Annotated in this window: 12 protein-coding genes; 8 read left to right on the forward strand and 4 right to left on the reverse strand. The window is 71.9% G+C overall.

Annotation, left to right across the window (positions count from 1 at the left end):
* Window positions 1-4 precede the first annotated feature (4 nt).
* The 5 genes from flgK to M3677_RS08810 all read left to right on the forward strand — a co-directional run bounded on the left by flgK (window position 5) and on the right by M3677_RS08810 (window position 5009).
* The gene (gene flgK, locus M3677_RS08790; RefSeq protein ID WP_251160277.1) at window positions 5-1420 is read left to right on the forward strand and encodes a flagellar hook-associated protein FlgK; all 1416 of its coding nucleotides are present in this window, start codon (window positions 5-7) and stop codon (window positions 1418-1420) included.
* 2 nt (window positions 1421-1422) lie between these two features.
* On the forward strand, window positions 1423-2304 hold the full coding sequence (locus M3677_RS08795) for a flagellin (RefSeq protein WP_066654097.1): 882 nt from the start codon (window positions 1423-1425) through the stop codon (window positions 2302-2304).
* On the forward strand, window positions 2301-2669 hold the full coding sequence (gene fliW / locus M3677_RS08800) for a flagellar assembly protein FliW (protein ID WP_209682800.1): 369 nt from the start codon (window positions 2301-2303) through the stop codon (window positions 2667-2669). The genes M3677_RS08795 and fliW overlap by 4 nt, the downstream gene beginning before the upstream one ends.
* A 351-nt stretch (window positions 2670-3020) precedes the next feature.
* Window positions 3021-3959: a hypothetical protein gene (locus tag M3677_RS08805; protein ID WP_251160278.1), complete on the forward strand. Its 939-nt coding sequence runs from the start codon at window positions 3021-3023 to the stop codon at window positions 3957-3959.
* A gap of 84 nt (window positions 3960-4043) precedes the next feature.
* The gene (locus M3677_RS08810) at window positions 4044-5009 is read left to right on the forward strand and encodes a hypothetical protein (RefSeq protein WP_251160279.1); all 966 of its coding nucleotides are present in this window, start codon (window positions 4044-4046) and stop codon (window positions 5007-5009) included.
* Window positions 5010-5124: 115 nt separating this feature from the next.
* Here the strand turns inward: M3677_RS08810 and M3677_RS08815 are convergent, their stop codons facing one another.
* The gene (locus tag M3677_RS08815; protein ID WP_251160280.1) at window positions 5125-6093 is read right to left on the reverse strand and encodes a beta-ketoacyl-ACP synthase 3; all 969 of its coding nucleotides are present in this window, start codon (window positions 6091-6093) and stop codon (window positions 5125-5127) included.
* 137 nt (window positions 6094-6230) lie between these two features.
* Window positions 6231-6623 carry a ChaB family protein gene (locus M3677_RS08820; RefSeq protein WP_251160281.1) on the reverse strand — a complete coding sequence of 131 codons (393 nt, stop codon included), beginning with the start codon at window positions 6621-6623 and terminating at the stop codon, window positions 6231-6233.
* A gap of 129 nt (window positions 6624-6752) precedes the next feature.
* On the opposite strand from M3677_RS08820, the gene M3677_RS08825 reads away from it, so the two are divergent.
* Window positions 6753-7724 carry an aldo/keto reductase gene (locus M3677_RS08825; protein ID WP_251160282.1) on the forward strand — a complete coding sequence of 324 codons (972 nt, stop codon included), beginning with the start codon at window positions 6753-6755 and terminating at the stop codon, window positions 7722-7724.
* Between the two features lie 201 nt (window positions 7725-7925).
* Here the strand turns inward: M3677_RS08825 and M3677_RS08830 are convergent, their stop codons facing one another.
* Complete coding sequence (locus M3677_RS08830; protein ID WP_251160283.1) at window positions 7926-9200, reverse strand: ammonium transporter; 1275 nt, start codon at window positions 9198-9200, stop codon at window positions 7926-7928.
* A 259-nt stretch (window positions 9201-9459) separates the two neighbouring features.
* The gene (gene zapE, locus M3677_RS08835) at window positions 9460-10410 is read right to left on the reverse strand and encodes a cell division protein ZapE (RefSeq protein ID WP_251160291.1); all 951 of its coding nucleotides are present in this window, start codon (window positions 10408-10410) and stop codon (window positions 9460-9462) included.
* Window positions 10411-10601: 191 nt separating this feature from the next.
* On the opposite strand from zapE, the gene M3677_RS08840 reads away from it, so the two are divergent.
* Both M3677_RS08840 and M3677_RS08845 read left to right on the forward strand, forming a co-directional pair.
* A complete protein-coding gene (locus tag M3677_RS08840; RefSeq protein ID WP_251160284.1) occupies window positions 10602-11513 on the forward strand; it encodes a sulfurtransferase in 912 nt (303 codons plus the stop codon).
* Window positions 11510-11959, forward strand: a complete 450-nt coding sequence (locus M3677_RS08845; RefSeq protein WP_251160285.1) for a SufE family protein — start codon at window positions 11510-11512, stop codon at window positions 11957-11959. The genes M3677_RS08840 and M3677_RS08845 overlap by 4 nt, the downstream gene beginning before the upstream one ends.
* Window positions 11960-12016 lie beyond the last annotated feature (57 nt).

Here is a 12016-nt window from a genome sequence, read left to right on the forward strand (position 1 = left end):
CGTGGTGAGCACCTTCGGATCCCTCGCGACCGCCTACTCCGGCCTGACCGCGGCACGCGCCGGCATCGACGTCACCGGGCAGAACATCGCCAACGCCGGCACCGCCGGGTACACGCGCCAGCGCGTCACGCAGTCGTCGGTCCCCGCCGTGCAGACCGGTTTCGTGCACGGCACCGCTGCCCTCGCCGGGCAGGGCGTCTCCGTCGACGGCATCGCACGCCTCGGCTCCCTGACGCTCGACGCCGGCCTCCGGGCGGCGACCGGCTCGTCGTCCTGGGCACAGACCCGCGCGACCGGGCTCTCGGCGATCGAGGACGGCCTGCACGAGCCCGGGAAGAACGGCCTGTCGGCACAGCTCGACGTCTTCTGGTCAGCGTGGGGCGACCTCGCCGCGCACCCCGACGACGCGGGCGCCGCGTCGTCCGTGATCGCCGCCGCGACCACCGTCGCGACCGCCCTCGCCACCGGCTCGAAGGCGCTCGACACGCAGTGGACGACGGTCCGTTCGACGGCCGCGACCCAGGTCGACCAGCTCAACGACGCGGCGGAGCAGGTCGCCGGGCTGAACGTGCAGATCCGGTCGGCCCTCGCCGCCGGTGGCAGCGCGAACGAGCTGCAGGACCAGCGCGACCGGCTCACGCAGCAGATCGCGGGACTCGCCGGTGGCACGGTACGGACGAACACCGACGGCACCGTCGACGTCCTCCTCGGCGGCAACCCGCTCGTGCAGGGCGACACCGTCCGCACCGTCGCGCTCGAGGGCGGCGCGCGTCTGGGCGACGGCGCTGCCGTGTCCCTCCGCTGGACCTCGGGCAGTGCCGGCTCGGTGACGCTCGACGGCGGCTCGATCGGTGGCGCGCTCGCACTCCTCGCCCCCGCTGCCGGCGGCACGGGCGGCGCCATCGCCGAGGCGTCAGCCGCGTACGACCGGGTCGCGACCCGACTCGCCGAGACCGTGAACACCGAGCACGCGAAGGGCACCAGGCCCTCGGGTGCCACCGGAGCGCCGTTCTTCGCCCTCGCCGCGGGCACCCCGGCCGCGCAGGGCCTCTCGGTCGTCCCGACCGACGGCGACGGGCTGGCGACGCGGAACGCGGCGGGACAACTCGACGACTCGTTCGCCGACACGCTCTCGCGACTCGGCACGGTCGCCGGGGGTGCGGACAGCACCTGGGCGAGCTTCGTGGCGGGGGTGGGCAGCGCCTCCCGGACGGCCTCGTCGGAGGCGACCCTCACCGGACTCGCGCTCACCAGCGCACGCACGCAGCAGCAGTCCGGCGCCGGCGTGGACCTCGACGAGGAGAACGTCAACCTGCTCAGCTACCAGCACGCCTACCAGGGCGCAGCGCGCGTCCTCACCGCGGTCGACGAGATGCTCGACACGCTCATCAACCGCGTCGGACTCGTCGGGAGGGGCTGACCGTGATCACCCGTGTGACCACCCAGATGTCGATCACGGCCGCGACGGAGCGGCTGCAGGCGAACGCCGCCCGCGTCGCCGACGCCACGCAGCGCGCCACCACGCTGCAGGCGATCGCGAAGCCGTCGGACGACCCGGTCGGCACCGGCTCGTCGATGCAGGTGCGGAAGGAGCAGGCCGCCGCCGCGCAGTACACGCGCAACGCGAACGACGCGGTGGGCTGGCTCGCGACGACCGACAGTGCCCTGTCCGGCGCCCACGCGGTGCTGACGACGGTGCGGGACCTGACCGTGCAGGCCGCGAACTCCGGTGTGATGGACGACACCGCCCGCGACGCGTTCATCACGCAGTTCCGGGCGCTCAAGGCCGACCTCGAGTCCGCCGCCAACACGACCTACGGCACGCGGTCGGTCTTCGCCGGCTCCTCGACCGAGGCGACCGCCTACACGAGCGCCGACGGCTTCGCCGCTGCGACCACCGCGGTGTCCCGACGCGTCGGCGACGCCCAGACCGTGCGGGTCGACACCCCGGGGGCCGCGGCGTTCGGCTCCGGCGCGACGTCGGCCTTCGCGGTGATCGACGGCATCGTCGCCGACCTGCAGAACGGTGTGAACGTGAACCCGAAGCTCAACGACGTCGACGCGGCGTTCGGCACCCTCCGTGCGGCGCAGGCCGACGTGGGTGTGCGGCACGCGGCGGCACTGGGGGCGCAGGACGCGCTGAAGACCTCGTCCGTCGCGCTGGAGACCCGTCGCGCCGGCATCGAGGACCTCGACCTCGCCGGTGCGGTCCTCGACCTGCAGGTGCAGCAGACCACCTACCAGGCAGCCCTCGCCGTCACCGCGAAGGTCCTGCAGCCGACCCTGATGGACTACCTCCGATGAGCATCGACCTGACCTTCCCCACCCCGCCGTTCGGGCTGTCGCCGGCGCCCGTGTTCACCCTGGAGCCCGTCGAGGGTGCCGAGGGGCTCTTCGCCCTGCACGGCGACGACGCGCGGCTGTTCCTGCTCGACGCCGCGGTGCACCTGCCCGACTACGCGCCCGAACTCACCGACGAGCAGGCGGCCCTGATCGGCCTGACCGACCCCGCCGACGCGATGCTGCTCGTGGTCGCCAACCCGGGGGCGTCCGGCACGACGGTGAACCTGCTCGCGCCGGTCGTCGTGCACGCGCGCACGGCCGTCGGCGCCCAGTTCATCCTCGAGGACCAGGACCTGCCGCTGCGCGCGGAGCTCGCGCGGCGGTAGTGCCTGGGGCCCTGGCGCACGCTGCGGGCGCGGGGAGCGGGGCTGGCTGGCTGGCGCTGTCGTACGACTCACCCGCTGTCGTACGACAACGGATTCGTCGTACTTCTCGCGAGACCGCGGCCCCTCGCGGCCGACACGACAAGTGCGCTGTCGTACGACATCAACGTTGTCGCACTGCTTGCGCAACGGCGGCGTCTCGCGGCCGGCGCGACAGATGCACTGTCGTACAACATGGACGTTGTCGCACTCCTCGCCGCCATCTCTCCTGCACAGCCGGGAGGCGCGGCTCACCGTCCCCAGTTCGGCCAACTGCCGTCGTCGATGCCGATCCAGAGCACGAGGCTTGCGGGCATGCACGAACGAGTCCTCGCCGTCCCCCTCATCCACACGAGCTGTTTCCCCTCCGCCGAGCGCCGTGCGCTCCAACGTCGCGCACAGCGCGGCGACCTGCGGAGGATCCGCCCCGGTGTCCTCGTCGACCCAGGAACGGTCGTCGGTCTCCTGCCGGAGGAACACCACCTGCTGCTGGTCCGCGCCACTGCACACCGCATCCGTCCGCCGACACTGTTGGCGCACCGCAGCGCCGTCCTCGCCCACGGACTCCCCCTCGTCGGCGCCCTGCCGGATCGAGTGGAACTCCGCGACCCGCGGCGTTCTCGCGTGGAGACGACGACGTACCAGCGAGTCCGGCCAACCGTCGCGCGTGCGCCCCGCGGCCGATGGGAGGGGACGCCGCCATACACCCCCTCCAGGTTCGGAGGGCTCACGGTCGAACCGCTCGTCGACGTCCTGGTGGACATGGCCGTGACCGAACCGCTCGGCGCAGTGCTCCCGGCCGTCGACGCGGCGTTGCACGATCGCCGTGTGCTCCCGGAGATGCTGGCGGAGGCGGCCGACACGGTCACCGTTGCACGTGACAAGGCGGCGACGGCGCTCGGGATGGGGTCGGCGCTGTCCGACTCTCCGGCGGAGTCGGTGTGCCGGGTGCGCTTCCGACTGCTCGGGACGCCGGAGCCCGTCCAGCAGCACGTCTTCAGCCGCGCGGGAGACCGGACGGCAGTCGTCGACTTCTGGTTCCCGGACCAGGGCGTCGTCGTCGAGGTCGACGGGCGGGCGAAGTACGGCGACGGTGCGGACGCCGCCGCCGCACACTGGCAGGAGAAGCAGCGCGAGGACTTCATCCGGTCGTTCCCCGAGGTCCGCACGGTCGTTCGGGTCGTCTGGGCCGACCTGATGGAACCCGAGCGCTTGCGCGCGAAGCTCCTCCGAGCGGGTGTGCCGTGCCGGTGACGACGACCCGCACGACCACCGAGCCGGCGCGCGCGGCATCCTGCGAGTGCGGAGCTCCCACCGCGTCGGCGTACGTTCTGCGTCATGGCCCGACAGCACAACGACGGGGCGATCGTGCCGATGCCGCCCGCCCCGGTCCAGTCCGACACCCGCGACGACCGCACCCCCGCACCCGAGAACCCCACGGGGTGGACCAAGATGCTCGACCGCGTCATCGCCGTGCAGCGTCCCGTGGTGGTCGCGCACGTGAACGCCGTGCGGCGTCGCCACCCGGATGCGAGCCCCGCCGAGGTCATCCAGATCCTCGAGCGGCAGTACCTCACAGCGGTGACCACGGGTGGCGCTGCCGTGGGAGCGAGTGCGGTGATCCCCGGTGTCGGCATGGCAGCGGCGCTCGGCCTCAGCGGTGCCGAGACGGTCGGCTTCCTCGAGGCCACGGCACTCTTCGCGCAGTCGGTGACCGAGGTGCACGGCATCGCCCTCGAGGACCCGGAACGCTCGCGCACCCTCGTGATGGCCCTCATCCTCGGCGCTCCGGGGACGCAACTCGTCAAGCAGCTCGCCGGTCAGGCCACCGGGGGCCAGGCACGCTCGGCGTTCTGGGGCGAGATGGTGACCGCGTCCCTGCCGAAGCAGGTGGTGAGCGGCATCGGTGGCAAGGTCCGCGACCAGTTCATCAAGCGCTTCGCAGCGCGGCAGGGCGCCTCGGTCCTCGGCCGTGCTCTGCCGTTCGGCATCGGCGCGGCCGTCGGCGGCCTGGGCAACCACGCACTCGGCAAGAAGGTCGTCCAGGCGTCCCGCGAGGGCTTCGGACTGCCACCGCGGCACTTCATCGTCGTCCTCGAGACGAAGCCGACGAAGCCGACGAAGGAGCGCGGCCGTGGGGCGAAGGAGCGTGCCACCGGCGACGGACGAACGGACGAGAAGGAACGCCGAGCGCTGCCGTGGCGCCGGAAGGAGCGAGACGACGAGGACCTCTGGGCGGACACGCCGCACCGTGATCCCCAGCACGATCGCGACGTGCCCGACGGGCGCGGCGACCGCGGTTGACGGCGCACGGCTGACGGCGCACAGCTGACGGACGGGAGGCGCGGTGCCAGCGTGCACCGCGCCTCCCGTCCGTGCGCGGTCCGCGTCCGTCGACGGGCGTCAGCGCGTCACCGGGTCACGAGCGCCGCTTCGGCGTCCGCACCACCTGCCCGGCGTGCGCGAAGCCCCCACCGAAGCCGAACAGCAGCGCCAGGGTGTCCTCCGGCAGCTCCCCGCGGTGCCACGCCTTCGACAGCCCGAGCGGCACGCTCGCGGCCGAGGTGTTCCCCGACTCGACCACGTCCCGCACGACGTACTTGTCCCCGCCGCCGAGTGCCTCGGCCAGGGGCTCGATGATGCGGAGGTTCGCCTGGTGGAAGGCGAGGACGCCGATGTCGTCGAGCGTCACTCCGGCTGCGTCGACGACCGCGCGGGCGTGTCCCTCGGCCTCCGTGATCGCCCAGCGGTAGATCGACCGACCCTGCTGCGTGAAGTACTCGGGGTCGCGCGTGACCAGCACGGCCTCGTTGAGGTGCGGCACGCTCCCCCATGACACGGGTCCGATCTCCGCGGTGTCGGCAGCACCGATCACCACGGCTCCGGCACCGTCGCCGACGAGCACGCAGGTCGAGCGGTCCGTCCAGTCGGCGATGCTGGACAGGGTCTCGGAGCCGATCACGAGGGCGGTGTCCGAGGCGCCGACGCGGATCGACTGGTCGGCGAGGGCCATCGCGTACTCGAAGCCGCTGCACGCCGTGTTGATGTCGATGGGTGCCGGACCGTTCGCCATCCCGAGCGCCGCGGCGACCCGTCCGGCCGTGTACGGCGACCGCTCGCGGTGCGTGGTCGAGGCGACGACCACGAGCCCGATGTCGGAGGGCTCGAGACCGGCGTCGGCGACGGCCATCCGACCGGCCTCGATCGCCATCGACACGACGCTGTCGTCGGGGCCCGCGATCCGGCGGGTCCTGATGCCGGTGCGGGTGGTGATCCACTCGTCGTTCGTGTCGACCATCGTCGACAGTTCGTCGTTGGTGAGGACCCGGTCGGGTTGGTGGTGGCCGAAGCCGAGGATCCGGCTGCCACGGAGTGCTGGCGTGTTCACCCGCGGCACGCTACTCCCCTCGGTCCACGGCGCATGCCGGGCGGAGCATGCACGAACGAGTCGACAGCCGGTCCGGACGCCGCGCAACCGCAGCCGTCGCCGGCGCGGTCACCCCCACGCGACCGTCGCCGGTCCGGTCACCGCCGCGCCGCTGCCGTCGCCCGGTCGTTCGCCCGCTTGATCGCCTGGACGAGTTCGTCCTTGTCCATCGTCGAGCGGCCGCTGACGTCGAGGCGCTTCGCGACCTCCATCAGGTGCGCCTTCGAGGCGTTCGCGTCGACGCCGCCCTGGGTCTCCCCGGAGCCGCGCGTGCCCTCCGCGCCGGAGTCCGACGGACCGGAGGAGTCCTTCTCCTCCCAGTGGTCGCCGACCTTCTCGTACTCGTGCTTGACGGCGGCGTAGGCGGTGCGGTGTGCGCGCTCTCCCGGACCGTACGTCTCGTTCGCCGAGTCGAGCGTCTCGGCGAAGATGTCCTGCGCGTGCTCCGGCGACCGCTGCAGGGTGCTGGGGATCTCGTCCTTCGCGGGCATGGTGCGTCCTTCCGTGTGGGGTCCATCGGCCGCGCTCCGTGGAGGACGGCTCGTCCCGTTCTACGCCGGGCGCATGACCGGCACCCGCAGGGCCTGGTTCGCACACCCGCACCCGCGTAGACCGGAGGCATGGACTACACACACCTCGGACGGACAGGGCTGTCGGTGTCACGAGCGGTGCTCGGCACGATGAACTTCGGACCGGAGACCAGCGAGGACGACTCGCACGCGATCATGGACCGGGCGCACGAGCTCGGCGTGAACTTCTTCGACACCGCCAACGGCTACGGCGGCTCGGTGGGCAAGGGTGCCACCGAGGAGATCATCGGCCGCTGGTTCGCGAAGGGCGGCGGTCGACGCGAGAAGACCGTCCTCGCGACGAAGGTCTACGGCGAGATGACCGACTGGCCGAACGGCGGCAAGCTGAGCGCGCTGAACATCCGGCAGTCGCTCGACGCGAGCCTCCGTCGGTTGCAGACCGACCACGTCGACCTGTACCAGTTCCACCACGTCGACCGGGCGACCCCGTGGGACGAGATCTGGCAGGCGATCGACGTCGCCGTGCAGCAGGGCAAGGTGCTCTACGTCGGCTCGTCGAACTTCGCCGGGTGGCACATCGCGCAGGCGCAGGAGGCAGCCGCACGCCGGGGCAGCCTCGGCCTGGTGAGCGAGCAGTCGATCTACAACCTCGTCGTGCGCGACGTCGAGCGCGAGGTCCTGCCCGCCGCCCGTGAGTACGGCCTCGGGGTCATCCCGTGGTCGCCGTTGCAGGGCGGACTGCTCGGCGGGGTCATCGAGAAGACCGAGAACGGCTCCCGCCGCCTGTCCGGCCGCAGCGCGGAGTACGTCGAGGGACACCGCGACCAGCTCACCGCGTACGAGTCGCTCGCGAAGGAGCTCGGTCACACCCCGGGCGAGCTGGCCCTGGCGTGGCTGCTGCACCAGCCCGGTGTGACGGCGCCGATCACCGGCCCGCGCACGATGGAGCAGTGGGAGTCCGCGGTGCGCGCCGTCGACATCCGACTCGACCAGCGCGCCCTCGACCGGCTCGACGAGATCTTCCCGGGCCACGACACCTCGCCGGAGGACTACGCCTGGTGACCTGACAGCGCGGCGCACCACGCGCGGTGGTCGCGACCACCGGACGGGAGGCGCGGTGCGGGCCCCCCCCCCCCCGCGCCTCCCGTCCGTGGCAGGCGCCACGCGCCGTGGTCGCGACCACTGTGACCGGCACCGCACAGGACGACGGGCCCCGCGCCTGCTGTGTGCGCGGGGCCCGTCGTCATGCGGGTGGTGCGGTGTCTAGCGGACCGCGACCGGGGTCTCGTCGCGCTCCTCGTAGAGCACGTAGCCCTCTTCACCGTGGACCGCGGTGTCGATGCCGGCGACCTCGTCCTCGGTCTTCACGCGGAAGCCGATCGTCTTCTCGATGGCGAAGCCGATCACGAAGGCCAGGACGAACGAGTAGACCAGGACGGCTGCGGCGGCGACGGCCTGCTTGCCGAGCTGCTCGAAGGAGCCCGAGTAGATGAGACCGGTGTCGTCGGCGAAGAAGCCGAGGTAGAGCGTGCCGAAGATGCCGCCGACGAGGTGGACGCCCACGACGTCGAGCGAGTCGTCGAAGCCGAGCTTGTACTTGAGGTCGATCGCGAAGCAGCAGACCACACCGGCGAGGAAGCCGAGCAGGATGCCCCAGCCCGGGGTGAGCGCGGCGCAGGCCGGGGTGATCGCGACGAGACCGGCGACGGCACCCGAGGCGGCACCGACGGAGGTGGCCTTGCCGTCCTTGAGCTTCTCGATGAGGAGCCATCCGAGGATCGCGGCGGCCGGAGCGGCGAGCGTGTTCACCCAGGCGAGGGCGGCGATGCCGTCAGCGGCGCCCTCCGAGCCGGCGTTGAAGCCGAACCAGCCGAACCAGAGGATGGCCGCACCGAGGAGCACGAAGGGCGGGTTGTGCGGCTTGTGCGCGCCCTTGGCGAAGCCGACGCGCTTGCCGAGCACGAGCGCCAGGGCGAGACCCGCGGCGCCGGCGTTGATGTGCACCGCGGTGCCACCGGCGAAGTCGATGACGCCCCACGTGGCGAACATGCCCGAGGTGAGGTTGAAGACCCAGGAGGCGACCGGGAAGTAGACGACGGTGACCCAGACGCCGGCGAAGATCATCCACGCGCCGAACTTCGCGCGGTCGGCGATCGCACCGGAGATCAGGGCGACGGTGATGATCGCGAACGTGGCCTGGAAGCCGACGAACGCCATCGACGGGTACGCGGCGTCGATCGTCGAGGCCTTGGCCTCCTCGAACGCCTGGCCGAGGCCGATCTGGTTCCAGTCGATGCTGAAGAACCCGACGATGCCCGCGACGTTCGTGCCCTCGCCGTGGTTCGCGAAGGCGATCGCGTAGCCGTAGAGCACCCAGAGGACGCCGACCAGGGCGATCGCTCCGAAGGACATCATCATCATGCTGATGACGGACTTGGCCTTCACCAGGCCGCCGTAGAAGAAGGCCAGGCCGGGTGTCATGAACAACACCAGCGCCGCCATGATCAACACGAATGCCGTGTTGCCCTGATCAAGCATCTGTTCACCTCTCGCGATTGCAGTGCGGCTCTCGGGACCGCCCTCGGGTGCTGACGAGTCTGGCGACACGACGTTTCGCGAGGGAGCACGATGTGTTTCGCGGGTGTAACGCGTGGGGCTCCCGTGTGAACGGTGTGTTTCCGGACACCGGATGACGGGTCCGACACCGCTGACGGGACGCCGCGAGGGCCGGACGGTCGCGCGCGTCGGACGGGAGGCCCGTGGCGGTGTCGCCACGGGCCTCCCGTCCGACGGTGGCTCAGTCGGCCGCGCGGGACAGCGCGACCACGCGCGACGCGGCCCGCAGGTACTTCTTGCGGTAGCCCCCGTCGAGCATCGCCTGCGGGTACACCTGGTCGAGCGGCGTACCGGACGCGACGATGCGCACCTGCGCGTCGTAGAGGCGGTCGACGAGCGCCACCCAGCGCAGTGCGTCGGTCTGGTCGGTGAACGCCTGCACGTCGGTGAGCCCGACGGCGTCGAGCCCGTCCACCAGCGCGACGTACTTCGACGGGTGCACGGTCGCCAGGTGGTCCACGACCGCACGGAAGTCGTCGAGCGTCGTCGCCCCACCGGGCAGTGCACCGACGACGTCCTCGACCACCCGCGCCGACTCGTCCACGGCCCGACGGCGGTAGTCGAGCCCGTCGATCCGCATCGTCTCGAACCGGTCGGACATCGCCTGGATCTCGCGCAGGAAGTCCTGCGCGGCGAACCGGCCCTCGCCCAGCGCACCGGGCGGGGTGTTCGACGTCGCCGCGAAACGCGTGCCCGACTCGGACAGCTCCTTGATGAGTCGGGTCATCACCATCGTGTCGCCCGGGTCGTCGAGCTCGAACTCGTCGATGCACACCAGGGACGTCCCGCGGAGCAGGTCGACCGTGCCCTGGAACCCGAGCGCGCCGACGAGCGCGGTGTACTCGATGAACGTGCCGAACGTCTTCCGCGACGGCTCCGCGTGGTACGCCGCGGCGAGCAGGTGCGTCTTGCCGACGCCGAACCCGCCGTCCAGGTACACGCCGGAGCGCGCCGACTGGACCGGTTCGCGGCGGCGGCCGAACAGGCCGCGCCGCGCTGGCTCCGGCCGTGTCGCGACGAAGGCCTCGACCGCGTCGCGCACCGCCGCCTGCGACGGGTACTCGGGGTCCGGCCGGTAGCTGGCGAACGACGCGTCGGCGAACTGCGGCGGCGGGACGAGCGCTGCGGCCATCTGCTGCGGCGTCACCTGCGGATCGCGGTCGACGAGGTGTGCAGGCAAGTGTGGCCCCTCCGGGAAGCATGTCGTGCGGTGTCACGTTGCAGGTGGCGGTCGGTACGTCCGCGTACCGTTGCCCGCGGGCACCGAGGACCGATCCTATGCCTCGCCCGCCCCGCTCGTCCCGCAGCCTGGAGGTACCCCCGATGACCGCACCGGTCGACCCGTCCGAGAAGTTCGCCGCCTACGCCCACCCCGAGCGCCTGGTGTCGACCGAGTGGCTCCAGGAGCAGCTCGACGCCGGTACCGGGTCCCCCGACCTCGTGGTCGTCGAGTCCGACGAGGACGTCCTGCTCTACGAGACGGGCCACGTCCCCGGCGCGGTGAAGATCGACTGGCACACCGACCTCAACGACCCCGTCCAGCGCGACTACATCGACGGCGAGGCCTTCGCCCGGCTCGTCGGCGGCAAGGGCATCGGCCGCGACACCACCGTCGTGATCTACGGCGACAAGAACAACTGGTGGGCCGCGTACGCCCTCTGGGTGTTCACGCTGTTCGGCCACGAGGACGTCCGGCTGCTCGACGGTGGCCGGGCGAAGTGGATCGCCGAGGACCGCGCGGTCACGACCGACCGTACCGAGGTCACCCCGGTCGAGTACCCCGTCGTGGAGCGCCGCGACGAGCAGGTCCGCGCCTTCAAGGAGGACGTGCTCGAGCACCTCGGCAAGCCGCTCATCGACGTGCGCAGCGCACCCGAGTACTCCGGCGAGCGCACCACGGCCCCGGACTACCCGGAGGAGGGCGCCCTGCGCGCCGGACACGTCCCGACCGCCGTGAACATCCCCTGGGCCACCGCGGCCGCTCCCGACGGCACGTTCAAGAGCCGGCAGGAACTGGACGCCGTCTACCGCGACGGCGCCGGCATCGGGGGTGCCGACGAGGTCATCGCCTACTGCCGCATCGGCGAGCGCTCGAGCCACACCTGGTTCGTGCTGCAGCACCTGCTCGGCTACGACAACGTCCGCAACTACGACGGTTCGTGGACCGAGTGGGGCAGCGCCGTGCGCGTCCCGATCGCCACGGGCACCGAGCCGGGTACCGTTCCCACCCGATGAGCACCGAACTCCCCCGCCCCCTCGCCGAGATCCGCGACGACTTCCTCGAACTCTCGCAGCAGGACCGCCTCCAGCTGCTCCTCGAGTTCTCCGACGAGCTGCCCGCGCTGCCCGAGCGGCTGCAGGGGCACGAGGACGAGCTCGAGCGTGTCGAGGAGTGCCAGTCCCCCGTCTTCATCACCGTCACGGTGGGTGCGGAGGGCGATGCGCCGGACGTGGTCCGGATGCACGCGACGGCGCCACGCGAGGCACCGACCACCCGCGGCTTCGCGTCGATCCTGGCGCAGGGGCTGTCCGGGTTGTCCGCACCCGAGGTCCTGGCGGTCCCGGTGGACTACCCGCTGACGCTCGGACTCACCGAGGCGGTCAGCCCGCTGCGGATCCGGGGCATGGTCGGCATGCTCGGTCGGGTGCAGCGGCAGGTGCAGGCGGCCGCTGCGGACTGATGGCGGTCTCCTGACGGACGGGAGGCGCGGGGGCCGGCCGCCCCCCCCCCCCCCGCC

The organism is Curtobacterium sp. P97, from assembly GCF_023712445.1.
Taxonomy (GTDB): Bacteria; Actinomycetota; Actinomycetes; order Actinomycetales; family Microbacteriaceae; genus Curtobacterium.